This window comes from Streptomyces sp. NPDC051776 (assembly GCF_040681345.1).
Lineage (GTDB): Bacteria > Actinomycetota > Actinomycetes > Streptomycetales > Streptomycetaceae > Streptomyces.
Genome location: NZ_JBFAYQ010000004.1, coordinates 149,476 through 175,918, shown reverse-complemented (window position 1 = coordinate 175,918; position 26,443 = coordinate 149,476). Strand labels below are relative to the sequence as shown.

General features: G+C 69.5%; 26 protein-coding genes and 2 pseudogenes. 14 read left to right on the top strand and 14 right to left on the bottom strand.

Annotated features, from left to right (window positions below; genetic code table 11):
• Positions 1–116: 116 nt before the first annotated feature.
• Genes AB0M26_RS05575 through AB0M26_RS05565 form a run of 3 tightly spaced genes read right to left on the bottom strand, consistent with a single transcriptional unit; the run spans position 117 to position 2,175 of the window.
• Entirely contained in the window at positions 117–890 is a 774-nt protein-coding gene (locus AB0M26_RS05575) for an AIM24 family protein (RefSeq protein ID WP_365254930.1), read from the bottom strand.
• Positions 887–1,537: an AIM24 family protein gene (locus tag AB0M26_RS05570; protein ID WP_365254927.1), complete on the bottom strand. Its 651-nt coding sequence runs from the start codon at positions 1,535–1,537 to the stop codon at positions 887–889. The genes AB0M26_RS05575 and AB0M26_RS05570 overlap by 4 nt, the downstream gene beginning before the upstream one ends.
• Complete coding sequence (locus AB0M26_RS05565; RefSeq protein ID WP_365254924.1) at positions 1,537–2,175, bottom strand: AIM24 family protein; 639 nt, start codon at positions 2,173–2,175, stop codon at positions 1,537–1,539. The genes AB0M26_RS05570 and AB0M26_RS05565 overlap by 1 nt, the downstream gene beginning before the upstream one ends.
• A 94-nt stretch (positions 2,176–2,269) precedes the next feature.
• Here AB0M26_RS05565 and AB0M26_RS05560 point away from each other — a divergent pair, with 94 nt between their 5' ends.
• On the top strand, positions 2,270–2,614 hold the full coding sequence (locus AB0M26_RS05560; RefSeq protein ID WP_365254921.1) for a DUF3817 domain-containing protein: 345 nt from the start codon (positions 2,270–2,272) through the stop codon (positions 2,612–2,614).
• On the top strand, positions 2,611–2,919 hold the full coding sequence (locus AB0M26_RS05555) for an MTH1187 family thiamine-binding protein (protein WP_365254918.1): 309 nt from the start codon (positions 2,611–2,613) through the stop codon (positions 2,917–2,919). Before AB0M26_RS05560 ends, AB0M26_RS05555 begins: the two co-directional genes overlap by 4 nt.
• Positions 2,920–2,954: 35 nt before the next feature.
• Here AB0M26_RS05555 and AB0M26_RS05550 read toward each other — a convergent pair whose 3' ends face one another.
• A complete protein-coding gene (locus AB0M26_RS05550; RefSeq protein ID WP_365254915.1) occupies positions 2,955–3,992 on the bottom strand; it encodes a winged helix-turn-helix domain-containing protein in 1,038 nt (345 codons plus the stop codon).
• A gap of 164 nt (positions 3,993–4,156) precedes the next feature.
• Between AB0M26_RS05550 and AB0M26_RS05545 the strand changes: the two genes are divergently transcribed.
• The 3 genes from AB0M26_RS05545 (at position 4,157) to AB0M26_RS05535 (ending at position 6,856) form a co-directional block, all read left to right on the top strand.
• Positions 4,157–4,666 carry a MarR family transcriptional regulator gene (locus AB0M26_RS05545; RefSeq protein WP_365254912.1) on the top strand — a complete coding sequence of 170 codons (510 nt, stop codon included), beginning with the start codon at positions 4,157–4,159 and terminating at the stop codon, positions 4,664–4,666.
• Positions 4,667–4,748: 82 nt separating this feature from the next.
• Positions 4,749–5,081 carry a DUF3817 domain-containing protein gene (locus AB0M26_RS05540; RefSeq protein WP_365254909.1) on the top strand — a complete coding sequence of 111 codons (333 nt, stop codon included), beginning with the start codon at positions 4,749–4,751 and terminating at the stop codon, positions 5,079–5,081.
• A 74-nt stretch (positions 5,082–5,155) separates the two neighbouring features.
• A complete protein-coding gene (locus AB0M26_RS05535) occupies positions 5,156–6,856 on the top strand; it encodes a methylmalonyl-CoA mutase family protein (RefSeq protein WP_365254906.1) in 1,701 nt (566 codons plus the stop codon).
• Between the two features lie 158 nt (positions 6,857–7,014).
• Here AB0M26_RS05535 and AB0M26_RS05530 read toward each other — a convergent pair.
• The 3 genes and pseudogenes from AB0M26_RS05530 to AB0M26_RS05520 all read right to left on the bottom strand — a co-directional run.
• Positions 7,015–7,317, bottom strand: a pseudogene (locus tag AB0M26_RS05530) (sensor histidine kinase); the annotation flags it as partial.
• Positions 7,304–7,866: pseudogene (locus tag AB0M26_RS05525) on the bottom strand (response regulator transcription factor); the annotation flags it as partial. The pseudogenes AB0M26_RS05525 and AB0M26_RS05530, both read right to left, overlap by 14 nt.
• 79 nt (positions 7,867–7,945) lie before the next feature.
• Positions 7,946–9,604: a PAS domain-containing protein gene (locus tag AB0M26_RS05520; RefSeq protein WP_365254903.1), complete on the bottom strand. Its 1,659-nt coding sequence runs from the start codon at positions 9,602–9,604 to the stop codon at positions 7,946–7,948.
• A gap of 642 nt (positions 9,605–10,246) precedes the next feature.
• On the opposite strand from AB0M26_RS05520, the gene AB0M26_RS05515 reads away from it, so the two are divergent.
• A complete protein-coding gene (locus tag AB0M26_RS05515; RefSeq protein WP_365254900.1) occupies positions 10,247–10,702 on the top strand; it encodes a MarR family transcriptional regulator in 456 nt (151 codons plus the stop codon).
• Positions 10,703–10,775: 73 nt separating this feature from the next.
• On the opposite strand, the gene AB0M26_RS05510 is transcribed toward AB0M26_RS05515, so the two are convergent.
• The gene (locus tag AB0M26_RS05510) at positions 10,776–11,225 is read right to left on the bottom strand and encodes an ATP-binding protein (RefSeq protein ID WP_365254897.1); all 450 of its coding nucleotides are present in this window, start codon (positions 11,223–11,225) and stop codon (positions 10,776–10,778) included.
• A gap of 418 nt (positions 11,226–11,643) precedes the next feature.
• Positions 11,644–12,294 carry a TetR/AcrR family transcriptional regulator gene (locus tag AB0M26_RS05505; protein ID WP_365254894.1) on the bottom strand — a complete coding sequence of 217 codons (651 nt, stop codon included), beginning with the start codon at positions 12,292–12,294 and terminating at the stop codon, positions 11,644–11,646.
• 206 nt (positions 12,295–12,500) lie between these two features.
• Between AB0M26_RS05505 and AB0M26_RS05500 the strand changes: the two genes are divergently transcribed.
• The 4 genes from AB0M26_RS05500 to AB0M26_RS05485 all read left to right on the top strand — a co-directional run bounded on the left by AB0M26_RS05500 (position 12,501) and on the right by AB0M26_RS05485 (position 16,738).
• Positions 12,501–13,478: a tetratricopeptide repeat protein gene (locus AB0M26_RS05500; RefSeq protein WP_365254892.1), complete on the top strand. Its 978-nt coding sequence runs from the start codon at positions 12,501–12,503 to the stop codon at positions 13,476–13,478.
• 720 nt (positions 13,479–14,198) lie between these two features.
• Positions 14,199–14,816, top strand: coding sequence for a DUF6230 family protein (locus AB0M26_RS05495; RefSeq protein WP_365254889.1), 618 nt, complete (start codon positions 14,199–14,201; stop codon positions 14,814–14,816).
• Between the two features lie 94 nt (positions 14,817–14,910).
• A complete protein-coding gene (locus AB0M26_RS05490) occupies positions 14,911–15,426 on the top strand; it encodes a DUF6114 domain-containing protein (protein WP_365254886.1) in 516 nt (171 codons plus the stop codon).
• Positions 15,416–16,738: a hypothetical protein gene (locus tag AB0M26_RS05485; RefSeq protein ID WP_365254883.1), complete on the top strand. Its 1,323-nt coding sequence runs from the start codon at positions 15,416–15,418 to the stop codon at positions 16,736–16,738. Before AB0M26_RS05490 ends, AB0M26_RS05485 begins: the two co-directional genes overlap by 11 nt.
• 75 nt (positions 16,739–16,813) lie before the next feature.
• On the opposite strand, the gene pyk is transcribed toward AB0M26_RS05485, so the two are convergent.
• The 3 genes from pyk to pta all read right to left on the bottom strand — a co-directional run bounded on the left by pyk (position 16,814) and on the right by pta (position 21,577).
• Positions 16,814–18,232 (bottom strand): pyruvate kinase, encoded by a 1,419-nt coding sequence (gene pyk, locus AB0M26_RS05480; RefSeq protein ID WP_365254881.1) that lies wholly within the window; start codon positions 18,230–18,232, stop codon positions 16,814–16,816.
• 61 nt (positions 18,233–18,293) lie between these two features.
• Complete coding sequence (locus AB0M26_RS05475) at positions 18,294–19,466, bottom strand: acetate kinase (RefSeq protein ID WP_365254878.1); 1,173 nt, start codon at positions 19,464–19,466, stop codon at positions 18,294–18,296.
• Entirely contained in the window at positions 19,463–21,577 is a 2,115-nt protein-coding gene (gene pta / locus AB0M26_RS05470; RefSeq protein WP_365254875.1) for a phosphate acetyltransferase, read from the bottom strand. Before pta ends, AB0M26_RS05475 begins: the two co-directional genes overlap by 4 nt.
• A gap of 293 nt (positions 21,578–21,870) precedes the next feature.
• Between pta and AB0M26_RS05465 the strand changes: the two genes are divergently transcribed.
• A complete protein-coding gene (locus AB0M26_RS05465) occupies positions 21,871–22,896 on the top strand; it encodes a 6-phosphofructokinase (protein WP_365254872.1) in 1,026 nt (341 codons plus the stop codon).
• Between the two features lie 138 nt (positions 22,897–23,034).
• On the opposite strand, the gene AB0M26_RS05460 is transcribed toward AB0M26_RS05465, so the two are convergent.
• Together AB0M26_RS05460 and AB0M26_RS05455 are read right to left on the bottom strand one after the other, a co-directional pair.
• A complete protein-coding gene (locus AB0M26_RS05460) occupies positions 23,035–23,670 on the bottom strand; it encodes an XRE family transcriptional regulator (protein WP_365254869.1) in 636 nt (211 codons plus the stop codon).
• A 223-nt stretch (positions 23,671–23,893) separates the two neighbouring features.
• Positions 23,894–24,970, bottom strand: a complete 1,077-nt coding sequence (locus tag AB0M26_RS05455; protein WP_365254866.1) for an aldose 1-epimerase family protein — start codon at positions 24,968–24,970, stop codon at positions 23,894–23,896.
• 249 nt (positions 24,971–25,219) lie between these two features.
• Between AB0M26_RS05455 and AB0M26_RS05450 the strand changes: the two genes are divergently transcribed.
• From AB0M26_RS05450 to AB0M26_RS05440, 3 genes are read left to right on the top strand one after another with little or no spacing between them, the layout of a single operon-like run.
• Entirely contained in the window at positions 25,220–25,366 is a 147-nt protein-coding gene (locus AB0M26_RS05450; protein ID WP_365254863.1) for a hypothetical protein, read from the top strand.
• Positions 25,363–25,941, top strand: coding sequence for a PRC-barrel domain-containing protein (locus AB0M26_RS05445; RefSeq protein ID WP_365254860.1), 579 nt, complete (start codon positions 25,363–25,365; stop codon positions 25,939–25,941). Before AB0M26_RS05450 ends, AB0M26_RS05445 begins: the two co-directional genes overlap by 4 nt.
• Positions 25,941–26,435 (top strand): hypothetical protein, encoded by a 495-nt coding sequence (locus tag AB0M26_RS05440; RefSeq protein ID WP_365254857.1) that lies wholly within the window; start codon positions 25,941–25,943, stop codon positions 26,433–26,435. The genes AB0M26_RS05445 and AB0M26_RS05440 overlap by 1 nt, the downstream gene beginning before the upstream one ends.
• Positions 26,436–26,443 lie beyond the last annotated feature (8 nt).

Sequence of the window (26,443 nt, the reverse complement as noted above, 5' to 3'; positions counted from 1 at the left end):
GATTCTACCTAGAAAAGTTGAATTACGGACTATTGGCTGGTCAGGCAACGCCGTCCGTCCCCCCGAGACGTACGCGTGGGTGCACGCGTTCGACGTTACACTCCGCAGACTACCGCTCACAGCCCGAAGCGGCGCTGGAGGCCCCCCAGGGATCCCGGGAGTTGAGGGAGCTGCGGAGCCCCGGACTGACCGCCGTGACCGCCGCCCGGCACCCCGGCCTGATGCGGTACGACCCCGGTGTCCTGCTCGGCCATGAGTACCTCGGTGGACTGCAGCAGGACCTGCCCGGCGCCCACGAACTCGAATTGGTGCTCCTCGCCCGAGGCCCCGCCGACCCCCGTCAGCGCCCGCAGACTGCCCAGCACGCCCCGCATGTAGTGGTGGTCGTAGTGGTGGCAGGGGGATGGGCAGTCGGCCCAGCCCACAAGGGCCTGCGGGTCGACGCGGACCGGCGGCTCGACGAACTCGACGGGCCCGTTGGAGGCGGCCACGAACTTCCCCGTGCCGATGAGGGTGAGGAACCCCGGGATGATCGACTGCTTCAGCGACAGACCCGGCTGGAAGGCCAGCAGATTGCCTGAGCGGATGGTGAGGTTGCCGTCGTCGAGGTCGTAGGAGTTGACGTCGAAGGCCCGGTCGGCGAGCAGCATCTTGCCCTGGCCCTGGGCCACGACCCAGTCCTGCGCGTGCAGCGGGGAATGGAAGTTGGCCGCGACCAGGCCGTCGAAGGCGCCGTGGCCGATGCCGTTGAAGTCGATCCGCCCGTAGTAGGCGATCATCTTCCCCTTCTGCAGGAACCACTGGCCGGCCAGGTCGACGCAGAAGGTGTACGGGTTGACGTTGTCGTCGACCGGCAGCGTGTGCGGGTCGTACACAGCAGGACCGGTCACAGCTTCTCCTCCGAGGCCTGGACGAACACGGCGCCGTTCCCGGACAGTTCGAGCTGGAAGGCCTCGCCGGAACCGCGCCCGACCATGTCGCGCCAGCCGAGCGCGGTGGACAGCTTGTTGCGCACGTCGCCGTGGTGCGCGACGTACGCCTGCGGGTCGACGTGGACCGGCCGCTGCGGTATGACCGGCAGCTCGATCACCCCGCCGTGGGCCATCACGGCGACCGAGCCGTGTCCCTTGAGGGTGGTCGTGAACAGCCCCTGGCCCGTGACCTGTCCGCGCACCATGCCCATCACGCCCCCCTGCGAGCCCATGAACATCGTGCCCTGCTCCAGGGTTCCGTCGAAGGCCAGGAGCCGGTCGGACTCCACGTACAGGGTGTCGCCGGAGAGGTTGATCACCTGGATGTGGTGACCGCCGTGGCCGAACATCACGGTGCCGCTGCCTTCCACCGTCATCAGCGGTGCCGCCTCGCCCGCGACCCGGCGGCCGATCATCGAGGTCAGACCGCCCTGCCCGCCCTGCATGTTGGGCGTGAAGGTCACCTCGCCCTTGTACGCGAGCATGGCGCCGCGCTGGCTGAACATCCGCTGACCGGGCACGATCCGTGCCTCGACCATCTTGGAGTTGATCTCCCGGAACGGCATCAGACCTCGCCCCCCACCGTGTTGCGCTCGCTGGGCTGCACGTAGACGAGTCCCTCCCCCTCGAAGCGGATCTGGAAGGCCTCGCCCGAGCCCTCCCCGATGAACGTGCGGAAGTTCACGCCCGACTGGAAGTGCTGGCGCAGATTGCCGGTGTGCGCGAGGTAGGCCCCCGGGTCCACCTGGAGCGGGTACTGCGCGGTCACCCGGAGGACGACGGCCGGGCCGTCCGAGAGGATCGCCGCCTGGCCGGTGCCCTCGACGGTCGTGGTGAACAGGCCGTTGCCCTGCGAGGCGCCGCGCAGCCCGGTGAAGGTCGTGCCGGTGCGGAGCCCGCCGTCGGTGCACAGCAGATTGCTTGCCTCGACGTACAGCGTCTCGCCGCTCAGGCTCACCAGGTTGATCTCGCTTGCGCGGTCGGCGAAGAAGCAGGTGCCGCGGCCCTTCACCTCCATCACCGTGAGCTGCTCGCCGGTGAGCCGGCGGGTGACCATGCCGCGGAGACCGTCGCCCCCGCCGGACAACTTCTTGAACGCCATCTCGCCGTCGTACGCGATCATCGAGCCGTTCTTGGCCTTGACCGCCTCGCCGGCCATGTCGACGGCGAGCACTTTGCTGCCGTGCATCCGAAACTGAGCCACGCGCCGACGGTACCCGGGCGGAGGGGAGCCGCGGAGGGGCTGTCACAATGGATTCGCTTGTGCGTCCGTTCACAAACCCGAAGAGGATCTGCCCGTGGACATCAAGACGGCTTCCGCCCTCCGCCGACTGCGCCTGGTCTCCGCCCCGGAGGCCGTGTCCTTTCTGCTTCTGCTCGTCTGCTCGGTGCTCAAGCGGACCACCGAGTTCAACGCGGTGCCGGTCATGGGCGCGGTCCACGGCGTGCTCTTCATCCTGTACGTGATCTTCTGGCTCGACGCCTGGAACCGCGCCACGTGGGGATTTCGCACCGCGGCCCTCTACTTCGTCCTCTCCGTTCTGCCCACAGGCGGTTTCTTCGCCGATCGCAAGCTGCGCCATGAGGCCGAGGCGAGCGTGATCGCCGCCCGTGCCCGCAAGGAAGGCATCGTCAACGCATGATCGTCGCGTTCTCGGTCACCGCGCTGGGCGTCGGCGAGGACGTGGGCGCCCACGTCGCCGATGCCGTTCGCGTGGTCCGCGAGTCCGGGCTGCCGAACCGTACGGACGCTATGTTCACCTCGGTGGAGGGCGAGTGGGACGAGGTCATGGACGTCGTCAAGCGGGCCGTCGCGGCCGTGGAGGCGAGCGCCGGCGGGCGGGTCTCGCTCGTCCTCAAGGCCGACATCAGGCCCGGCGTGACCGACGGCCTGAACTCCAAGGTGGAGACGGTGGAACGCCACCTGGCGGAGGGCCCCGCCGACTGACGCGGGTCGCCGGCCTCCCGTCCCGGGGGCGGCGCTCAGGCGGCCTCCGCCAGCGCGATGCCCAGCGGCGTGCGCTCGTAGAGGACTTGGTGCCCGAAGCGGTACGAGGTCAGCAGGCCCGCCCCGCGCAGCGTGGAGAGATGGGCCGACACCGAGGACGGGGCCAGCCCGAGCCGCTGGGCGAGCGCGGTGGTCGTCGCGGGCTCGGCGAGCGCGGCCAGTACGGTCGCCCGGCCACGGCCGAGCAGGGCGGCCAGCGCCTGGGGCGGCCCGCCACCCGGCTCGGTCCACAGGCCGCCGGTCCCGCGCGCCGGATACACCACCGTGGCCGCCTTCGGGCGGGCGCTGCCGGGCTCCCGCGCCGGCGCGAATCCGCGCACCCCGTCCGGCCCGACGAAGACGCTGGGTACCACCAGCAACTCCTCCCCGGCCGTGATCCGCGATTCCTCGCCGTCCCCGCCGTCCTCGCCGTTCCCCTCGTCCGTACCGTCACGGACCGTGAGTGTCCCCCGGACCAGGGCGAGCCGCGGATGCAGCTCGCCGATCAGGCGCTCGGCGCCGCCGTCCGCCAAGTGCAGGGAGTGGAAGGCGATGTCCGCCTCCAGCAGTCCCTGCAGCCACGGCCAGTCCGGGGAGACCAGCGCACGCCAGGCCAGCTCCAGCAGATCCGCAAGATCGCGCACTGCACGCCCGGGATCCTCCAGCAGGGCCCGGCCCGGCGGGGCGTCGGCGGCACCCGGGGTCGCGGCGAGCGAGCGGGCCAGATCCGCGTACGCCCGGTGCGGATCCGTGCCCCGTACCTGCGCCAGCTCGTCGTCGATGACCGAGAACGGTCCGCCGGGCTGCGGGCAGAGGAAGGCGGGAACGGGGCCGCGATCCGGCATCAGCAGCCGCAGCGCCCGCAGATCCAGCCCGGCAGCGGCCGTCGCCATGCGCCGCAGCCACGGCAGCCCGTGGCCGTGGCGCAGCGGGCGCCCGAGCATGCGGACGGCCTCCCGCACCTCCCAGAGGGGGGAGACGGCGAACCGGCAGCGCAGTGGGCCCCCCTCCGCGAAGCGGATGTGGATCGGCACCGACGGCACCTCCCTCCGGGCCGGCCCTCCGGCCTGGCCCGAGAACGTTGCGTCGCCGCGCATCTACCCAGCGGACATGCCCGGCATGTCTCCTTTGCTGCTCTCGTGGATCCGCAGCGTGAGAAGGGGCTGACCGCCCTGTGGGCGGCCGCTAAGGTCGAGGCGTGCCGAAGCCGCTCAGCCTGCCTTTCGACCCCATCGCCCGTGCCGATGAACTCTGGAAGCAGCGATGGGGTTCCGTGCCGTCGATGGGCGCGATCACCTCGATCATGCGCGCCCACCAGATCCTGCTCGCCAAGGTCGACGCCGTCGTCAAGCCGTACGGTCTGACGTTCGCCCGGTACGAGGCGCTGGTCCTGCTCACCTTCAGCAAGGCGGGTGAACTGCCCATGTCGAAGATCGGCGAGCGGCTCATGGTCCATCCCACTTCGGTGACGAACACCGTGGACCGCCTGGTCAAGTCGGGCTTGGTCGACAAGCGGCCCAATCCGAACGACGGGCGCGGGACACTGGCCTCCATCACCGAGAAGGGCCGGAAGGTCGTGGACGACGCGACGCGCGACCTGATGTCGATGGACTTCGGCCTCGGGGTCTACGACGCCGAGGAGTGCGAGGAGATCTTCGCCCTGCTGCGGCCGCTGCGGATCGCGGCGCAGGACTTCGGGGACCAGTGACGCCGGGTCGCCGGTGAGCGGTCGGCGCCGGCCCGGGGCCCGCCCGAGGGTCTCCCGGCACCTGCGGTTACGCTCGTGTGCCATGAAGAAGAGCGTGCTGACCCGTTACCGGGTGATGGCCTACGTCACCGCCGTCATGCTGCTGGTGCTGTGCACCTGCATGGTCTTCAAGTACGGCTTCAAGACGGGCGAGGATGTCACCTTCGTCGTCTCGCAGATCCACGGCCTGCTCTACATCGTCTACCTGGTCGTGACCTTCGACCTGGGGTCCAAGGCGAAGTGGGACTTCGGCACGCTGCTCTGGGTGCTGCTCTCCGGGACGATTCCGTTCGCCGCCTTCTTCGTGGAGCCGAGGGTCGTCGCCCGGGTGAAGCCGCTGGTCAGCGACGTGCCGGGCCGACCGGTCAAGGTGTAGGGCGACCGCTTCGCAGCCGCCGCGCCGGCGGACTCCCGTCGACAATTACTAGGACGTCCTAGTAAATTTGCAGTATGGACGCCGACGCGATCGAAGAGGGCCGCCGCCGCTGGCAGGCCCGGTACGACGCCTCCCGCAAGCGGGACGCGGACTTCACCACGCTCTCCGGAGACTCCGTGGAGCCCGTCTACGGACCGCCGCCCGGGAGCACCGTTCCCGGCTTCGAGCGGATCGGCTGGCCCGGCGAGTACCCGTACACCCGCGGCCTGCACGCCACCGGATACCGAGGCCGCACCTGGACCATCCGCCAGTTCGCGGGCTTCGGCAACGCCGAGCAGACGAACGAGCGCTACAAGATGATCCTGGCCAACGGCGGCGGCGGGCTCAGCGTGGCCTTTGACATGCCGACGCTCATGGGCCGCGACTCCGACGATCCGCGCTCCCTCGGCGAGGTCGGCCACTGCGGGGTCGCGATCGACTCGGCCGCCGACATGGAGGTCCTGTTCAAGGACATCCCGCTCGGCGACGTGACCACGTCGATGACCATCAGCGGTCCGGCCGTGCCGGTCTTCTGCATGTACCTGGTGGCCGCCGAGCGCCAGGGCATCGATCCGGGCGTCCTCAACGGCACCCTGCAGACCGACATCTTCAAGGAGTACATCGCGCAGAAGGAGTGGCTGTTCCAGCCCGAGCCCCATCTGCGCCTGATCGGTGACCTGATGGAGCACTGCACGCGCTCCATCCCCGCGTACAAGCCGCTCTCGGTCTCCGGCTACCACATCCGCGAGGCGGGCGCGACGGCCGCGCAGGAGCTGGCGTACACGCTCGCCGACGGCTTCGGCTACGTCGAGCTGGGACTCTCCCGGGGCCTGGACGTCAACACCTTCGCCCCCGGCCTCTCCTTCTTCTTCGACGCACACGTCGACTTCTTCGAGGAGATCGCCAAGTTCCGCGCCGCGCGCCGCATCTGGGCCCGGTGGATGCGCGAGGTCTACGGCGCCACCTCCGAGAAGGCGCAGTGGCTGCGCTTCCACACCCAGACCGCGGGCGTCTCGCTGACCGCCCAGCAGCCGTACAACAACGTCGTACGGACCGCGGTCGAGGCGCTGGCCGCCGTCCTCGGCGGCACCAACTCCCTGCACACCAACGCCCTCGACGAGACCCTCGCCCTCCCGAGCGAGCAGGCGGCGGAGATCGCGCTGCGCACCCAGCAGGTGCTCATGGAGGAGACCGGCGTCGCGAACGTGGCGGACCCGCTGGGCGGTTCCTGGTACGTGGAGGCGCTGACCGACCGTATCGAGGAAGACGCCGAGAAGATCTTCGACCGCATCAAGGAGCGGGGCCTGCGGGCCCACCCCGACGGCAAGCACCCGATCGGGCCGGTCACCTCGGGCATCCTGCGCGGTATCGAGGACGGCTGGTTCACCGGTGAGATCGCCGAGTCGGCCTTCCAGTACCAGCAGGCACTGGAGAAGGGCGACAAGCGGGTCGTGGGCGTCAACTGCCACACCGGTTCCGTCACCGGCGACCTGGAGATCCTGCGCGTCAGCCATGAGGTCGAGCGCGAGCAGGTGCGCGTCCTCGCCGACCGCAAGGCCGCCCGGGAAGACGAGCGCGTCCGCACCGCCCTGGACGCCATGGTCGCGGCGGCCCGCGGTGGCGGCAACATGATCGAACCGATGCTGGACGCCGTACGGGCGGAGGCCACCCTCGGCGAGATCTGCGGCGTGCTGCGCGACGAGTGGGGCACCTACACGGAGCCCGCCGGCTTCTGACGGCCCGCTCACCGGACGGTCGCCGCCCGGCCGGATGCCGTCCATCCGGCCCGTGTGCCCGACCCGCCCGATCGGCCCACCCGGTCCCGGCGGCCTTCCCGGCCGCCGGGACCGGGCGCGCTGCGGGGAAGTCTGCGTGCACGGTGCCGCCGTCCCGGTCAGCCCAGGCGCGGGAAGCGGACGGTGAAGACCGCGCCGCCGCCCGGCGCCCCCCCCGCCTGCGGCTCCGCACCGTGGGCCAGTGCGATACGCCGGACCATCGCGAGACCGAGCCCCGAGCCCGGCAGCGCCCGGGCCGCGTCCGCGCGGTAGAAGCGGTCGAAGACGTACGGGAGATCGGCTGCCGCGATACCGGGCCCGTGGTCCCGTACGACCAGGTGCGGTACACCGCGCACCACCGTCAGCGCCGTCTCGACCGGGCCCCCGGGCGGACTGAACTTCGCCGCGTTGTCCAGGAGGTTGTTCCAGCAGCGCGAACTCGGTCCGGCTGAACTCCAGCCGCCGTCCGCCGCGTACGCCGGTGCGCGTTGCGGGGTCCACCACGAGGTCGGCGAAGGAGGTCCGAGGGGCCCCGCGGGCGTCCGGGGCCGCGCGTCGCAGTAGGGCCCGTACGCGCGCGGTCAGTTCGTCCAGCGCGAAGGGCTTGACGAGGTAGTCGTCGGCTCCGGCGTCGAGGCCGTCGACGCGCTCGCTCACGGCGTCGAGCTGGTCAGGACGAGGACGGGAGTACGGTCGCCGAGCCCGCGCAGCCGGCGGCAGACCGCGAGCCCGTCGAGGGCGGGCATGAGCACATTGAGCACTACGGCGTCCGGCTGCCACGCGGCCACGGCACTCAGCGCGTCGAGCCTGTCCGCCGCTCCGCGGACGGTGAAGCCTTCGATGAGGACGCCGTCCTCGACAGCGGCGCGTACGTCCGGGTCGTCGTCGACGACGAGGATCTTCGCGGCGCTGCCCGGCGGTGCGGGATGCGAGGGGCGACGTGCGCCGGCGGATCTCGACGGTGTGCTCATGGCACCCAAGGCTGCCAAAACGGTTCCAGGGGTGCCCAAGGCCGCAAGAGCGGGCCTCGGGGCCGCGTCGCGGAGTTCGTCATCCGCTCAGGGCATGCACACAGGTCCCGGTCAGGATGCCCTGCTCGTAGGCGCGCGCCACGAGATGCGCGCGGTTCCTCGCTCCCAGGCGGCGGCGCATACTGGCCAGCCGCAGCCGTACGGTCGATTCCCCGATACCGAGGAGGCGTGCCGCCTGACTGTCACTGGAGCCGGCGGCGACGGCACAGAGCAGCCGGTGATCGGCCGTTTCCAGTGTGTGACTCACCTGGCCTTCCTGCCGCGGTATTGCGGCCTTCTTGCTCTCGATGATCCAGAGCATCGATCGAGGCCGACCACTGCTGTCCCGGATCGCGGCGACGAGCACGGAAGCCGGCGTCCTTGTTCCGGCCGTGCCCGTGAAGAGCGTGTGGATGCGGCACTGTGAACGCCGTCCGGCGGCGAGATCGCTCAACACCTTGGAATTTCGCTCCAGTTCCGCGTCGGGCAGGAACCCCTGTATGTTCTTTCCTCGGATTTCGGACCGGATTCCCTCGGTGAACTCCGCGAAGGCGCCGTTCGCATCCGTGATCGTGAAGTCCATGTCGGTGGTGGCGTGGGCCAGCGGAGACCTTTCGTACAACACGGTCCAGCATGCTTCACGTTCGGCGAGCCGGTGACGGAGAAGCGCTACTTCGCTCGTGTCGATGAAGACGCCGCCCACGCTCCTGTCGGACGAGCCATGGACCGGGAAGCGATATCCCCGGCAGCTTCCCATGGAACCGTCGTCGCGTCGGAAGGACGCCTGGAACGGCCGAGCGGACTGCTCCGCCGTGACCGGACCCTCGCGGGCACCGAAGATTTCCGCTGCCACGTTGCCCAGTTCGGCCGGCGTCCGGCCCACGATGTCGTTCATCGTGATGCCGAGGTCCCGGGAAACTGCGGGGCTGACCCAGGTGATGCGCTGACGGGAGTCCTGGACGTAGGCGCGAATGGAGAGGAGTTCGAGGCAGCGTGCCAGATACCCTTCTTCGGGAGGCTTCGACTCCGTGAGCGGATTGTCCCGGAAAACTCTTCTCAGGATCCCGCCCACCACGATGGTTCCGTCGCCCCGCCGCACGGGGAAGAGGAAACCGTCCACGTGAGTCGTGCTGCCGAGGGCCTCCAGTGTCACCGTCCTGTGCACGGAGCCCAGCTTCTCCATCACCTCGTTCGTCCCCAGCTGCCGGAAGAGTATCCGGCCGGCTTCTCCTGTGCCGTCCACGGGGGCACCGGAGAAGCCGATGCACGCCATCATCTCGGGACTTGCCCAAAGGAGTTGCCCCCCGCCGGTGCAGAGGAAGGACAACCGGCGGGACTTCTCGGCCGACAGAAGGAATTCCTCCTCGCTTCGGACGAGAGAAGTGATGTCGATTGCGTACCCGTACGATCCGGAAACTCTGCCTTCCGGATCCTCGAGGGGACCGAGGTGTGCCAGGAGCGGCCGGCCGTTCCTGTGGAGGAGGGAGGCCGTGTTTCCGTGAACCGCCTCGCGCAGCGCTCTTTCCGCTGCCGTACCCGTACCGACGTCGAAGAACTCGGCTGTGGTGCAACCGCGTTCCAGGGACTCCTGCGCCGACGGGTCTTCGAATATTGCTCCAACGGACCGGATGATCCGGGATTCGCTGTCCGCTGTCCACCTGCTGAGAGGCAGATCGGCGAGTGCGTAAGAGGGATACATGACGGACAAACCCTTGCTTCCGTCGTGCAGTGCGCACGCAGGCGCAATTCTGCCGTTGGTACTGGATGCGGCCCGGACGACGGGTGGTCAGAGTTCCGCCGTACGGTGCTTCGGCTTTTCGGCGGTGCTCTTTCCGTCGGGGCTCACGTGCGGCGCTGCGTCCGTGAGGGAGGCAGTTCCGGAGTGAGGACATATGGCCGAGGGGCGGACAAGGAAGCTCGATCGCCCGCATCGGGCGTCGCGGTGTTCGCCGTGAGTCGGCCGTCTTCCTCGACTGTGAATCTCTGGCTGAGTGAGGATCCCCGGCCCACGGAAGGGTCAAGAGATCTTCGTGCCGCAGGACAGGCCTTCCAAAGGGGCTCCCGTGCTGCTCGCCGACCAGTGGTCTGCCCAGGGGCGCACGGTGGGTCTTTGTGCCTGGTCGCAGTGGTGCGGATCGCGGATCAGGCGCTCGCCGTCCGCACGCCCTGGGCGGTGATCGTCCGCTGACGATCTCTTTGAATGTCGTACATGACACTCTAGTGCCTAGACAACTGTTGTCAAGGCATTTGTAGGCATTTTTCCGGGTCCAGCCGAGCGTGGTCGGCGTGCACAGGCCCGCGTGGGTGCCGGGTGCCCGGGCGCTCCCATAAGGTGACTGTGATGGAACCGTCACTGAGGGGTCTCGAGGGGTATCTCGGCTTCTGGCTCCGCCGGCTGTCCGACACGGTCGCCGCCCGCCTCGAGCAGGAGCTTGCCAAGCACGGGGTGACTGTCTCGCAGTGGGACGTGCTCATCACGGTCCATCGACGCGATGCCACCACGGCCAGGGAAGTCGCCGAGATCATGCAAATCGACCCCGGCGCGGTCTCACGGCTGGTCGACCGTCTCGTGGCCAAGGGGCTCATGGCGCGGGAACTCCACCCCTCGTCGCGACGCAGCCTGTTGCTCACCCTCACCGAGGCGGGGCAGGCCCTGGTTCCCGAACTCAGCGCCACCGTAGACCGTCATGACCGTTACTTCTTCGGCCATCTCGACCAAGAAGAGCGGGCGTGGCTGACGGACTGGATCGTGAGTCTCCTCGAGCACAGCCGATCCATGCCCGACGACGATCAGTAGACGATGCGCCCCGCGTACCGCCGGTGCGACGGGGCGGCGCGGCGGCGCGGAGGCCGGGGCGCGACCACGGCGATCAGGCGCCCGTGGCTCGTGGTGCCCGACCGGATTGGCCGCTGCGTTCGCAGCGCAGGCAGGCCCAAACGGTGTGACCGTCGGGCCCGTTGGTGTCACCCCACGCCTGCGCCAACTCCTCGATCAGAACCAGGCCACGTCCGGAAGCGGCGAGGACGTCGCTCGGCGCTGACTCGTGATGGAGCCTGAGCAGATCGGCCCCCGGGCCGTGATCGCGTACGACGACATGCACGCAGCAGTGTTCAGGAGCGTCGCCGGTCAACTGGAGCGCGAGGTCGACGCCGGAATGGCTCGTCCCGTGGCGGACTGCGTTCGTCACCATCTCCGAGGTGACGACGAGCGCGTTCTCGGCCAGTTCGCCCAATCCGTAGAACTCCAGCCGCTCACCCACGAGAGCGCGAGCGTGCGCGGATGCCTGTGGTGTGCAGGACAGCTCCCACGTGACGTGCATGGCACGACTCACGGACGGCGGTTCGTGGGGGAGACCCGTCGGACGGCCGTCCCTCTTACACGGCCATGGGCAGTCACATGTCAGCGCGCCGCGGCCCTCGGGAGGGGCTCCGCGCACGGGTCCGGGCGCTCGACGTGGTGATCTTGGCACGTCAACGAGTCTGGCTCAGGGGATACGGGCGTCTCCATGCCGGCGGAAGGGGGGTGATAGCGGATCCGCCGGAAAAGGCACTGATACTGGCTTGACATGAAGCGGACCATTCGTCCCTGTGCGCTTGTTTTCAGGGAATTTCCTTGGCTTCGCCGGGTCCGAGAACTTCGTGGGGTGCTTGTTGCGGGCTCTCACCGGCAGTGCGGGCCCCGGCGCCGGACGGTCCGACGCCTCGGCGCCGGACGTCCGAAAGGCCCCGGTCCGCCGGTCAGTCCGGCCGGCCCACCGCCCCGAGTCCGCAGAGCAGGACGGCCGTGAAGTCCCGGGCCCAGTTCTCGTCCACCCGCTCGCCGCTCACCAGCGATCGGTGCACCACGGCACCCGCCGCAACGTCGAAGATCAGGTCCACGGCGCGTGCCGCGGCCGCCGCGCCCTCCGTGCCCGGCGCGTCGGGCGGCAGTTCGCCCCGGGCCTGGGCACGCTCGCGGCCGAGCAGCACCAGCCGCTTCTGGCGGTCCACGATGGCCGATCGGATACGGGTCCTCAGCACCTCGTCACGCGTCGACTCCGCGACCACCGCCATCAGCGCGGTCTTGGTCTCCGGCCGCTCCAGCAGTGCCCCGAACTGCAGCACCACATCCTCGATGTCCGCCTGCAGGTCGCCCCGGTCGGGGAGTTCGAGCTCGTCGAAGAGGATCGCGACCGCGTCCACCACGAGTTCGTTCTTGTTCGCCCAGCGTCGGTAGAGGGTGGTCTTCGCCACTCCGGCCCGCGCGGCGACGTCTCCCATCGTCAGCTTTCCCCAGCCGAGTTCGACGAGCGCGGCGCGGGTGGCGTCGAGGATGGCCTGGTCGGCCTCGGCGCTTCGCGGGCGTCCCGTACGGCCGGTGCGGCTCGTACGGCCGGAGATGCTGCACATGCGGGCGACCCTACCGCGCGGTATGCGGGGGGCGGGGTTGCTGACGCGGGGGTGGCATCAGATACGCTACGACTCGTAGCGAAACCTGGTGAGCACGCGACAGCCACAGGTGCGTGGGTGGGGACCCGGCGCCGATCAGCACCACCGTGTCCATGGCGGAAACAGGCGCTTTTCCGATCTCTGCGCGGAAGGGGGAGGATGTACTCATGCAGCCACGGAACATGTCCATGAGCGGAGTCGTCGACCTCGCCGCGGTGAAGGCCGCCGGGGAAGCCAAGCAGAAGGCAGAGCAGGCCCGGGCCGAGGCGGCCCGCGGCGGCGGGCAGCCTACGACGCCCGGCCGTCTCGTCCTCGACGTCGACGAGGCGGGCTTCGAGCGGGATGTCCTGCAGCGCTCCGCCGAGGTTCCTGTCGTCATCGACTTCTGGGCCGAGTGGTGCGAGCCCTGCAAGCAGCTCAGCCCGGTGCTCGAGCGCCTCGCGGCCGAGTACGCGGGCCGGTTCGTGCTCGCCAAGATCGACGTCGACAGCAACCAGATGCTCTTCCAGCAGTTCGGCGTGCAGGGCATTCCCGCGGTCTTCGCCGTGATCGCGGGCCAGGCGCTGCCGCTCTTCCAGGGGGCTGCCCCGGAGGGGCAGATCCGCCAGGTTCTGGACCAGTTGATCCAGGCCGCGGAGCAGCGTTTCGGAATCGTGGGCGCCCCGGTCGAGCCCGGCGAGGGCGGTGCCGAAGGGGTAGCCGAGGAGATGCCGAGTACGCCCGCCGGTCCGTACGACAGCGCGCTCGGCGCCGCGCACCAGGCGCTGGACGCCGGTGACCTGGGCGGCGCGATCCAGGCGTACAGCAATGTGCTCGCCGACGACCCGGGCAACGCGGAGGCCAAGCTCGGTCTGGCCCAGGCCGAGTTGCTGCGGCGCGTGGAGGGGGCTGACCCGCAGGTGGTGCGCAAGGCGGCGGCCGACCATCCCACCGATGTGGCCGCGCAACTCGCGGCCGCGGACCTGGATCTCGTCGGCGGGCATGTCGAGGACGCCTTCGGTCGGCTCGTCGACACCGTCAAGCGCACGGCGGGGGATGACCGAAATGCCGCCCGAGTCCGGTTGTTGGAGCTCTTTCAGGTGATCGGCGGTGACGACCCCCGGGTGGCCGCCGCGCGCAACGCGCTGGCGCGCGTACTCTTCTGACGCTTCTCACCCGGTCAGGAGTGGACCGCGGCGGGGCGGGGGAAGAATCTCGTGCCGCGAGCGACGGACGGGCCTTCGGCCCGCGTTGTACAGGGTGACGGCAGCTGTGCCGCCACCGTGACCCGCCCCGAGGACGCCTGACGTAGCGTCAACCGGGGCTTGAAGTGATCACGGCGGCCGCGCTTTACCAAAACTTGGTAATCGCGGCCGCTGTTACTGGCAGTAAGCGAAGCGCGGAGTCTTGTCCGCGTATGTGCCTATTACTCCTCCGTAATCGGGCAGTGAACCGGCGACCCTGCGTACCCGGCCGAGATGCGTCGGCCACGGATCGGTTATCCGTCCGTTACTCCCCAGTAACGCGGGCCTTGTGCCGGACCCGGTTGATGCACCACGATCGGCCACGCTCGGTCCAAACCCGCAGTCCCGGACTCCATCCGGTGCCGCGGGCCTCCTGGGTCCCTACCGAGCAGGCCGGCGGCAGTGGCGCCGGCCTTGGACAGGGGGGTCTCTGCCGAACCCTCGGCAGGGCCTGTCCAGAGAGGTTGCGCGAGAGCGTGGCCAGTGGTTGTCGCTCGGGGGTGATCGCCGGTGTGTCGGGTGCGGTTCGCGCCTCCGAGTGCGGCGGCGCTCTCCTTCCCGAGGACGTAGCACTTCTCCCATCCCAGGTCGGGCCGGCCCACCGGCCCCGCCGGAGATGTACGTCCGAGAAGGAGGAAAGTCATGGAGTCCCTGGCACGTGGCGGGACCAGATGGAAGCGGTTCGCCGTTGTCATGGTGCCGAGCGTTGCGGCGACGGCCGCGATCGGCGTCGCCCTGTCGCAGGGTGCGCTCGCGGCGTCGTTCAGCGTGTCCGGCCAGCAGTTCAAGGTGACGGCTGAGCGGCTCGAGGGTAAGGGTTTCGTCCAGTACGGGGCCTACGACACCCAGGTCGGCGGGAAGAATGTCCCCGTCGCGGTCTCCGCGTTCAAGAGCGCGCAGATCAACGGGATGTGCCAGTCCGTCGTCACGCCGGACATCCCGCTCATCGGCACGGTGACCCTGCAGCTCAACGCGGGCGGCAAGACGCCGGTCGAGGCCGAGAATCTCTACATCGATGTGGCGCAGCTCGACGCGGACGCCACGTTCAAGAACATCAACATCGGTGTCGCCGCCGGTTCCAGCACCAAGGGCCCCGGCATCAACAAGGGTGACCACGCGAGCCCCGCCGGCTTCGCTCAGGAGGCCGACAGCGCCACCCTGACCGATGTCAAGCAGACGGCATGGGCCACCAGCGCCGGAACCTTCAAGCTGAGCGGGCTCAGCATGAGGCTCCACAAGGGCGTCAAGGAGTGCTACTAGGCACTCGCCGGGCGGGTGGGGAGCGCAGGTTTCCCGCCCGCCCAACCACCCCTGAACTCTGTTGTAACAACGCCGTCCCCAGGAGCTGTTTTCCATGAGCGCCGAGTCACCAGGGCTGCGTGACCGAATTCGATACTGGCGGCTTCGCTTCCGCGGATGGCGCGGCAGCCGGCCGTTCTGGGCGGGCCTGCTGACGATTCTCGGCGGCGTGCCGATCGCATACCTGCCGTATGCCAACCTCAAGGTCGGTCAGCTCACCATCCGTATGGCGACGACGGCGGGCGCGGGCTCGCTGATCATCGGCGTACTGCTGGTGACTCTCGGCCTGACCATGTGGTTCCACCGCATCGTCCGGGTGTTCGCGGGTGTCGCGACCATTCTGCTGGCCCTGGTCTCCATCCCCGTGTCCAACCTCGGCGGATTTCTGATCGGCTTCCTTCTGGCGCTGACCGGTGGTGCTCTGTCCATCGCGTGGGCGCCGGGCGACACCGGCGGCAGGCCCGCCGGACGGACGGGCGACGAGCCCGACGCGGCGCCCACGGAGGCCGGGGACGACTACGAAGCCGGAAGGGTTGTCGAAGTGAATGGCGGGAGGCACCGTGCAGTCTGACGAGGCCCGGCCGGTCACGGCCGGAAGCGGCGACTCCCCCGTGGTTCGCCCCGTCAGAACGGGGCCGCGCCACGCGGCACCTCGGAAGTCGCTGTTCACCAAGCTGCAGATTCCGGCCGGCAAGGCGATAGCCCTGGCCGCCATGCCCACCGCGGTGTTCGTGGGCATGAGCCTGACCCCGAAGCTCGCCCAGGCGGACGAGGTTCCCGGAAACCCCTTCGCTCCCGGGCCCTGTGTCTCCCGCTCCGACGAGCCGACGGAAAAGGACCAGGACAAGGACAAGGAGCAGGCGAAGGACGAGAAGTCGCCGTCCCCGTCCGAGTCGGCGGACGCGTCGAAGTCGGCCGAGCCGAGCGACGAGCCCTCCGCGAAGCCGAGTCCTTCCGGGGACAAGGCGGACGAGGCGGGCAAGTCCGAGTCGCCGAAGCCGTCCGAGTCCGCCCCGGCCGAGGAGAGCCCCTCGCCCGAGCCGAGCCCGACCGAGTCCGACAACCCGCTGGACCCGCTGGGCATCGGTGACAAGCTCAAGGACCTCTTCGACGGCGACGACGACGAGGAGGAGGAGCCGGCTCCGGCCGAGAGCAGCTCCACGCCCTCGGCGACGCCGAGTTCCGAGACCGAGGAACCCGAGGCCTCCCAGACCGCGGACAAGCCCTCGGAGTCCGTCGACAGGACCAGGGACGCCATCAAGGACGCGGCGGACAAGGCCGGTGCCAAGGTCGAGGAGGTCGGCGACAAGGCCAAGAAGTCGGCCGAGAAGGCAACCGACGACGCCGAGGACACCGCGGAAGGTGCGACCGGGGGCCAGGACAAGGACGGCAAGAAGCCGTTCCCGTGCCCGGAGAAGGACCCCGAGGCGCTGGCCGCAGCCGACCTGGAGCAGGGCATCCCGCTGCTCCCGGACGAGGCGTGGCGCCTGGAGACCTCCAAGCTCACGCTGCGCGGCCTGGACTTCAAGGGCATCGTCGAGGTCAGGACCTACAGCGGCAAGGTGAAGAAGGTCCTGAAGTTCACCGCCGACGAGACCGACATCAAGGACCTGCACCAGATGGTGGTCGGCCCGCAGGGGAGCACCGCCCATGTGAAGGCCGCCGAGGGCAGCACCTCGAAGCTGCGCGACGGCACGGTGACCATGTACACCGAGGAGCTGAAGGGCAAGCTGTTCGGGCTGATCCCCGTCACCTTCAGCCCCGACAGCCCGCCTCCGCTGAACGTGCCGTTCGCCATTTTCACCGATGCCAAGGTGAAGCAGGCCGGTCAGTTCGGCGGCACGCTCACGGTCCCGGGCATACAGCAGTTCAGCACCCAGTAGGCCCGGACACCCGCGTACGACAAGGCGGTGGGCGGCTCCCCAGGGGAACCGCCCACCGCCTTGTCGTACGCCGCCTCAGCCGCCGAGGTGGTGCACCCGCACCATGTTGGTCGTGCCGGGGACACCGGGGGGCGAGCCCGCGGTGATGATCATGGTGTCGCCCTCGGCGTAGCGGCCGAGCTTCAGCAGCTCCGCGTCGACCAGGTCGACCATCGCGTCCGTGTTCTCCACGTACGGCGCGATGTAGGACTCCACGCCCCAGCTCAGCGTGAGCTGGTTGCGGGTCGAGACGTCTGTGGTGAAGGCCAGGATCGGCTGCTGGGCGCGGTAGCGGCACAGCCGGCGGGCGGTGTCGCCGGACTTGGTGAAGGCCACCAGTGACTTCGCGCCCAGGAAGTCGGCGATCTCAGCTGCGGCGCGGGCGACCGAACCACCCTGTGTACGCGGCTTCTTGCCCGGCACCAGTGGCTGAAGCCCGCGGGAGAGCAGCTCCTTCTCCGCGGCTTCCACGATGCGCGACATCGTCTTGACCGTCTCGATCGGGTACTTGCCGACCGAGGACTCGGCGGAGAGCATCACCGCGTCCGTGCCGTCCAGGATCGCGTTCGCCACATCGGAGGCCTCGGCGCGGGTCGGCCGCGACGAGTTGATCATCGACTCCATCATCTGGGTCGCCACGATCACGGGCTTGGCGTTCCTGCGGCACATCTCGATGAGCCGCTTCTGCACCATCGGGACCTTCTCCAGCGGGTACTCCACGGCGAGGTCGCCGCGCGCGACCATGACGCCGTCGAAGGCCAGCACGATCTCCTCCATGTTCGCCACGGCCTGCGGCTTCTCGACCTTGGCGATGACGGGGACCCGGTGGCCCACCTCGTCCATGATCCGGTGGACGTCGCGGATGTCGGCCGCGTCCCGTACGAAGGACAGCGCCACCATGTCGCAGCCCAGCCCGAGGGCGAAGCGCAGGTCCTCGATGTCCTTCTCCGACAGCGCGGGCACGTTGACGGCGACGCCGGGCAGGTTGATTCCCTTGTGGTCGGAGACGACGCCGCCCTCGATGACGATCGTGCGCACCTGCGGGCCCTCGACCTCCACGACCTGGAGCGCCACGGCACCGTCGTTGATGAGGATCGTCTCGCCCTTGGAGACGTCCCCCGGCAGGCCCTTGTACGTCGTGCCGCAGATCGACCGGTCGCCCGCCACGTCCTCGGTGGTGATGGTGAACTCGTCACCGCGCACCAGCTCGACCGGCCCCTCGGCGAAGGTCTCCAGGCGGATCTTCGGGCCCTGCAGGTCGAAGAGGACGCCGACCGGGCGGCCGATCTCCTCCGACACCTTGCGGACACGGTGATAACGCTCCTCGTGCTCCGGGTGGGACCCGTGGCTCATGTTGAAACGGGCCACGTTCATGCCGGCCTCGATCAGCGACTTCAGCTGGTCGTAGGAGTCGACGGCAGGGCCCAGGGTGCAGACGATTTTGGAACGGCGCATGAGGGCGATCCTATCGGTTTTGTTTAGGAGCGGAATATTGTGCCCGGGATACGGCCGGGAGCTAGGCGCTGACCAGGGCGTATGTCTCCGTGGCGATCTCCAGTTCCTCGTCGGTGGGCACCACGGCGACCGCCACCCGGCTGTCGTCGGCCGAGATCAGCCTTCCCGTGCCTTGGCCGGGAGTGCCCCCGGAGGCCCGCTGGGAATTGCGCACCGTGTCCAGCTCGATGCCCAGACCTTCCAGCCCGCGCATGGCGGCCTCGCGTACGGCGGCGGAATTCTCGCCCACTCCCGCGGTGAACGCGATGACGTCCACCCTGCCGAGTACCGCGAAGTACGCGCCCACATACTTCCGCAGCCGGTGGATGTAGATGTCGAAGGCGAGCTGCGCCCGCTCGTCGCCCTCGGCCATCCTCCGTCCGATCTCACGCATGTCATTGGCGCCGCACAGACCGAGCAGCCCGCTGCGCTTGTTCAGCAGCGTGTCGATCTCGTCCGTGGACATCCCCGCCACCCGGGAGAGGTGGAAGATCACCGCCGGGTCGATGTCGCCGGAACGGGTGCCCATGACCAGGCCCTCCAGCGGGGTCAGGCCCATCGAGGTGTCCACGCACACCCCGCCGCGTACGGCCGAGGCACTGGCGCCGTTGCCCAGGTGCAGCACGATCGCATTGGTGCCCGAGACGTCCCGGCCCAGCAGCTTGGCCGCGGCCCGCGAGACGTACGCGTGCGAGGTGCCGTGGAAGCCGTAGCGGCGCACGCCGTGCGCGTCGGCGGTCGCGGCGTCGATCGCGTACCGTGCCGCGGCCTCCGGGATCGTGGAGTGGAAGGCGGTGTCGAAGACGGCCACCTGCGGGAGGTCGGGGCGCAGCTCGCGCGCGACCCTGATACCGGTGATGTTCGCCGAGTTGTGCAGCGGCGCGAGCGGGACCAGCTCCTCGATGGCCGCCACGACGCCGTCGTCGATCAGGGCGGGCTCGGTGAACCGGGTGCCGCCGTGCACCACCCGGTGGCCGACCGCGGCGAGGGCGGGGGAGTCCAGACCGAGTCCCTGCCCGGCCAGTTCGGCGGCGGCCCGCTTCAGCGCGGCCGTGTGGTCGGCCACTTCGCCCTCGCCGATGCGCTCCACGATGCCGGAGGCCAACCGGTCTCCGCTGCCGTGCGCCATGTCGAGGAGCTGGTATTTCACCGACGAGGAGCCGGAGTTGAGAACGAGGACGCGAGTGGCGTTCACGCGGTCTCCGCTTTCTGTGACGGGGGCGTGGGCGGGCCGGGCGGGTCGCCCTGGGCCTGGATGGCGGTGATGGCGACGGTGTTGACGATGTCCTGGACGAGAGCGCCGCGGGAGAGGTCGTTGACCGGCTTGCGCAGACCCTGGAGGACCGGGCCGACCGCCACGGCACCGGCCGAGCGCTGCACCGCCTTGTACGTGTTGTTGCCGGTGTTGAGGTCCGGGAAGACCAGCACCGTGGCCTTGCCCGCGACCTCCGAGTCCGGCAGCTTCGTCGCGGCCACGGCGACGTCCACCGCCGCGTCGTACTGGATCGGTCCGTCCACTGCCAGGTCCGGTCGGCGCTCGCGGACGATCTCGGTGGCCTTGCGCACCTTGTCGACGTCCGCGCCCGAACCGGATGTGCCGGTGGAGTACGACAGCATCGCGATCCGCGGCTCGACGCCGAACTGGGCGGCGGTCGCAGCCGATTGGATCGCGATGTCGGCGAGCTGCTCGGCATCCGGGTCGGGGTTGACCGCGCAGTCGCCGTAGACGAGCACGCGGTCGGCCAGGCACATGAAGAAGACGGAGGAGACGATCTGGGCGCCGGGCGCCGTCTTGATCACCTCGAAGGCGGGGCGGATGGTCGCGGCGGTGGAGTGGACCGCGCCGGAGACCATGCCGTCGGCTAGGCCCTCCTCGACCATCAGCGTGCCGAAGTACGAGACGTCGGCGACGATGTCGTACGCCAGCTCGTACCCGACGCCCTTGTGGGCCCGGATGGCGGCGTACTGCTCGGCGAATCGTTCCCGCAGCGCGGAGGTGTGCGGGTCGATGAGATGGGCGCCGGTGACGTCGATGCCCAGCTCGGCCGCGCGCTTGCGGATCAGGTCCTCGTCGCCGAGCAGCGTGAGGTCGCAGACATCGCGGCGCAGGAGCACGTCCGCGGCGCGCAGCACCCGCTCCTCGGTGCCCTCGGGCAGCACGACGCGGCGGCGCCGGGCGCGGGAGCGCTCGATCAGCTCGTGCTCGAACATCATCGGCGTGACCCGGCTGGAGCGGGCGAGGGATATGCGGTGGGTCAATGCGGCCGTGTCCACGTACCGTTCGAAGAGGCCGAGTGCGGTCTCGGCCTTGCGCGGGGAGGCGGCGTTGAGCTTGCCCTCGATGCGCGACAGTTCTCCGGCCGTCGGGAAGCTCTGTCCCGGTACTGAGAGGACGGGGGTACCCGGGGCGAGCCGGGAGGCCAGCGCCATGATGTCCGGTCCCGGCCGTTCGTCGAGGGTGAGCAGTACGCCGCCGATCGGAGGGGCGCCGGCACTGTGGGCGGCGAGTGCCCCCACGATCAGGTCCGCCCGGTCGCCCGGGGTGATCACCATGCAGCCCTCGGTCAGCGCGCGCAGGAACGTCGGCAGCATCGCGCCGCCGAAGACGAAGTCCCGGACGTCGCGGGCGAGTCCGGCGGCGTCGCCGAGCAGCACCTCGGCGTCGAGCGCGTGCACGATCTGCTGCACCGTGGGCGCGGCGAGCGAGTCGTGCTCGGGGAGGGTGTAGCAGGGGACCGGCAGCCGGTCCGTCAGATGGACGGCGACCTCCTCGTGGTCGGCGCGCGCGACCCGGTTGACGATCATCGCGGTGATGTCGCAGCCGAGGGAGTCGAGCGCGGCGTACGCGTTGTGGACCTCGGCGCGCACGGAGACGGCGTCTTGGCCCTGGCCGCCGACGACCGGGATCACCGAGGCGCCGAACTCGTTCGCCAGGCGCGCGTTCAGATTCAGCTCGGCGGGGAGGTTGGTGCCGGCGAAGTCCGTGCCGAGGACGAGCACGAACTCGTACTCCCGTGCCACCTCGTGGAAACGGGCGACGAGTTGGGAGACCAGTTCGTCGGTGCCCTGCTCCGCCTGCAGCCGGGCCGCAGTGTGGTAGTCCGTCCCGTACACGCTCTCGGCGGGCTGGCTGAGGCGGTAGCGGGCCCGCAGCAGCTCGAAGTGCCGGTCGGGACCGTCGTGTACGAGCGGCCGGAAGACCCCCACCCGGTCCACATGACGGGTCAGGAGCTCCATGATCCCCAGCTCGACGACCTGGCGGCCGTCGCCGCGGTCGATCCCGGTCACGTACACGCTCCGCGTCACGTGTGCTCTCCGATCTTCGAACGCCGGATCGGCTCGGATGCAGCCGATGGAGTGGCCTTACCCTCTTGACAATACCTGTACGGATGAGTAGGAGCCGGGCCCGGGTGGAGGGGGCGTACGCAGGGCATACGCGCATCGGGGACGGGGTGGATGCGGGTCGGCGCGGGCGGTCCCGCGAGGTGGAACAGCGGTTTCCGCGAGGTGGAACAGCGGTCCGTGCGACGTGGAACAATCGAACAGGTCGACGTGAGCGACCACCCGGCCACCGAGCACCGAGCAGGAGAGTCAAGCCGATGCGCATCGGAGTTCTCACCGCAGGCGGCGACTGCCCCGGCCTGAACGCCGTGATCCGTTCGGTCGTGCACCGCGCACTGGCCGACCACGGCGACGAGGTCATCGGATTCGAGGACGGATTCAAGGGGCTGCTCGACCGCCGGTACCGCAAGCTCGATCTGGAGGCCGTCAGCGGCATCCTCGCCCGCGGCGGCACCATCCTGGGCTCCGCGCGGCTGGAGCGCGCCCGCCTGAGCGAGGCCATCGACAACGCCGAGGAGCTGTGTCGTGAACTCGGTCTCGATGCGCTGATCCCGATCGGCGGCGAGGGCACCCTCACGGCGGCCCGGATGCTCTCCGACGCCGGAATGCCGGTCGTCGGCGTCCCCAAGACGATCGACAACGACATCTCCTCCACGGACCGCACGTTCGGCTTCGACACCGCCGTCACCGTCGCCACGGAGGCCATCGACCGGCTCAAGACGACCGCCGAATCCCACCAGCGCGTCATGGTCGTCGAGGTCATGGGAAGGCACGCGGGGTGGATCGCGCTGGAGTCCGGCATGGCAGGCGGCGCGCACGGAATCTGCCTGCCGGAACGGAAGTTCAGCGTCGACAACCTCTGCAGGATGGTTGAGGAGCGCTTCGCACGCGGCAAGAAGTTCGCCGTGATCTGCGTCGCCGAGGGCGCGCACCCGGCCGAGGGCTCGATGCCGTACGAGCGCGGCGCGATCGACCAATACGGCCATGAGCGCTTCGCCGGAATCGGCAACCGCCTGGCGGCCGAGCTGGAGCGCCGGCTCGGCACGGAGGCCCGGCCGGTCATTCTCGGCCATGTCCAGCGCGGCGGGACGCCGACGGCGTACGACCGCGTGCTGGCAAACCGCTTCGGCTGGCATGCCGTCGAGGCCGCGCACCGCGGCGAGTTCGGCATGATGACGTCGCTGAGCGGCACGGACATCCGCATGGTGCCGCTCGCGCAAGCCGTCACCGAGCTGAAGACGGTGCCCGAGTTCCGCATGCGCGAGGCGGAATCGGTCTTCTGACGCCTGGGCCCCGTCCATTCGACGCTGCGCTTCCGTGGTCCGCCGAGCGCCGGAGGGCCGCGGCACGCCGCGGGCGAGCCCCCGCCGGGTCCGCATCGGGCGGGGCTGCCCAGTGCCGCTCCCGCCAAGGTGGCGGCCCTAGCCGCCGTCGCGCTCCTGCGCGTACAGCAGGGCCCAGAACAGTTCCAGCACCTCGTCGAGAAAGGCCTTCCCCGCGTCCCCCGACTGGGTCGATGTCGTGCCCACACCCCAGTTGAGGGTGCCGACCATCCGCGTCTGGTAGTCGGTGTGCAACCTGTGCAGGACGTCACCGAGTCGCTGCTTGGGGAGCGGCAGCATCTTGGCCAGGGGTTTGACGTAGGCCTGCCAGCGCGTGGTGACCGCGTTGCGCAGCAGGTCGGTGAGGGCGTCGGCGCGCCCGGTCAGTTCGATGAACGCGGGCAGCGGCAGGGCCAGGACCTCGGCGAGCGCCGTGGCCTGCCGGTCGTTGCCGGTCCAGTGGCCGGTCTGCTCGACCAGTTCGTAGGCGGCCGGGTCCATGCCGATGTGCATCGCCAGGTCGGTGGCGGCGAAGCCGCGCGCCAGCCGGTGCTCCCGCAGGGTGCTCGGCGAGCCCAGCAGATCGCCCGGCGAGCACCAGAGGGCTCCGGCGAGCGCGGTGAGTTCGGCTTCGGTCGGTGATTCGTCGCCGAGCTCCCAGGCAGCCACCATTGCCGGACTGACCTGCAGTCCGTAGGAGGCCCAGATTCCGTAGGCGACCTGGGCATGGCCCATTCCCAGCCCTTCTCGCAACCGGCGTGCGGTAGTTGCGTCAAAGGGGGGTTTGTGGGCGTCGGGTGGGGGGAACGAACGCACGCCGAAAGGCTAGGGGCTACTGGAGAGTAACTACTACGGTTCGTCCACAGAAGCTCACGACTTGTGCAATCGCACCGAGATGTCAACCTGTGACGCGCTCGCCTGCCTTCCGGCTCGCGTACCGAGGCCCCGGGCCGTGCCGTCACCGCAGAGCGGGACGCACGCCCCACTGGGCGCGGAATTCCCCTCCGGGCGGCAGAATTCTCAGCCCGTAGCCGTTGTTGAACGCATTCGCGGCACAGGAATACAGCTCAACGGCCAGTCCGCGCCGGCGGCCGTCGGGGTCGGGCAGGGTGTCTCCCGTGTAGACCTGAAGGAATTCGTGCTGCCGGTCCTGCCATACCTCCAGCGAAACTGGGCTCGCGGGAGACGTCATACGGACCACGGCCAATCCGTTGCCGTCCCGGACCAGTTCGGCGAAACCGGTGTCGAGAACGGTGTCACCCAGCCGCCGCGGCCGCAGAAAGTCGAACGCGGTCCCTTTGACCGGGACGGGCGGAGGAAGGGGAATTCCGCGCGCGTCGGTACGGAACCATTTCCGGGCCGGGAGTGTGAGCACGATGTCGTCGATGTACTCCGTGCCGAGCGTGAAATAGGGGTGGGCACCCACGCCGTACGGGACCCGGTCGGCGCCCGTGTTGCGCGCGGTGTTGGTGACCCGCAGTCCCTGCTCGGTGAGTTCGTAGGTCTGCCGCAGGCGCAGGACGAACGGATAGCCCGGCTGAGCGTGCAGGGTGAGCCCCATGACCAGCCGTGACATGCCACGCTCCATGACCTCCCAGTTCATCCACCGGGTCAGCCCGTGGATGGCGTTGGCCTGTGCGGGCTCGCTCCAGGGCAGCACCTGCTCAGTGCCGTCGAAGGTGTAGGTGCCGTGGTCGATCCGGTTCGGCCACGGAATGAGCACCTGGCCGTAGGAGGCGCCGGTCGGATAGGAATCGGCTGCGAAAGTGTCCAGCAGTTCATGGCCCCTGACCGTGTAGGACCTCAGGCCGGCGCCCAATTCGGTGACGACGAGACACTGTTCTCCGCGGCAGATCTCGTAATTCTCGCCGCACAAAGAGGACGACGGCGTCCGTTGTGCCGCCGAGCCGGATCCGGGGGCCGCTTGCGCGGGTCCCGCGCCCGTGGAAAGCAGGCCGAGACCCGTACCGATTCCCGCCGCGAGGACGCCGCGCCGGCCGGGGCGCGTGGATTCCGTTTCGCCGTGCACAGTCATTCCACCCGCTCCTTCGCAATTCCGCAGACGCTCGTGCGCCACGGTTCTCCGTCGCCTTTTCCGCCGGTCGTGCCGTTGGACCGGCCATTCCCGGTCGATCTTGACGCGTCCGTACGCGGGCGGGAACACGACACGCGTGGACAGCGTGCGGAGAGTGACCGATCCTGGAAGTACCGGCCGGACGGGCGGTGCGCGGCTCTCGGCGCGGACCGGGGCGTCCCGACGTGGACCGACGTGAAGAGGTGCGCGATGGACTGGTGGGTGTGGATCATCATCATTGCGGTGATCGTGGGCGCGCTGGCGCTGTCGACCATGGGGATCCAGGCACGCCGCCGCAGTGGTGGCGTCATCGCCGTGAAGCGGCGCGGGCGCGGCCGGACGGGTGGCCTGAAGTGACCGCCCTGATGCTCGCGACGGAGATCACCAAGCGTCCGGTGGTCACGCTCGGCGGAGACGCCGTCGCCCAGGTCAAGGACGTCGTGTTCGACGGCGGCGGCGGCCGCGTCGTGGGCTTCACCCTCAGCGGGCGCAAATGGTTCTCCGGGCCGATGAAACAGAGCCTGCCCTGGACGGCCGTCCACGGGCTCGGCCGCGACGCCCTCGTGATCGCGAACGAGGACGTCCTCGAGACCCGTACGGATGTGATGGAGAAGAGTGAGGCCCGGGGCGGCGACGTCCTGGAGTCCCGCGTCCTCACCGACGCAGGCACGGACATCGGCAGGATCGTCGATGTCGTCGTGGACCCCGGCGCGGGCGCCGATGTCGTCGGCTACGAGATCGCCCCCACCGAGGCGCTGGGCCGCCGCGCCCGCACGGTGTTCCTGCCCCGCGCGGAGACCATCGCGGTCTCCGGCCAGGCCCTGGTCGTGCCCGCCACGGTGACCGAGTACGTCGCCGAGGATCTCGCCACCTTCGAGGAGCGGGTCAGGGCGTACCGGGACCGCACGCAATCGACGGAGACGGAGGCCTGATGCTTTTCAGCCAGACCGAGGACCGGCCCGTGGTGAGCGTCGCCGACGCGACAAGGGTCGGTGTCGTCGATGCCTGTGTCGTGGACCCGGTGGCGGCCCGTGTCGTGGCGCTCCGCCTGCACAAGACCAAGGACTCCAAGCGGAACATCCTGACTCTCTCGCGCGCCCGCGCGATCGGCTCCGACGCCGTGATGGTGGAAGGCGCGGAGGTGCTCGAGACCGCCGAGGGCGGCCTCGCGGAGCTTGCGGACAAGAACCGCGACATGCCGCAGAAGCGGGTCCTCACCGACCGCGGCGACGAACTCGGCTCGCTCACCGACGTCGATTTCGACCCCGAGAGCGGCGCGGTCCTCACCCTGCACACCACGGCCGGTGACCTGGAGGGCAAGGCGCTGATCGGCAACGGCGGCTACGCCGTGGTGGTCCGGGCCGAGCTCACCCCGGCGGGATCGACCACCCCCGCCCGCGGGACCCCGGCTCCGGGCACGCCCTGACCGGCGGC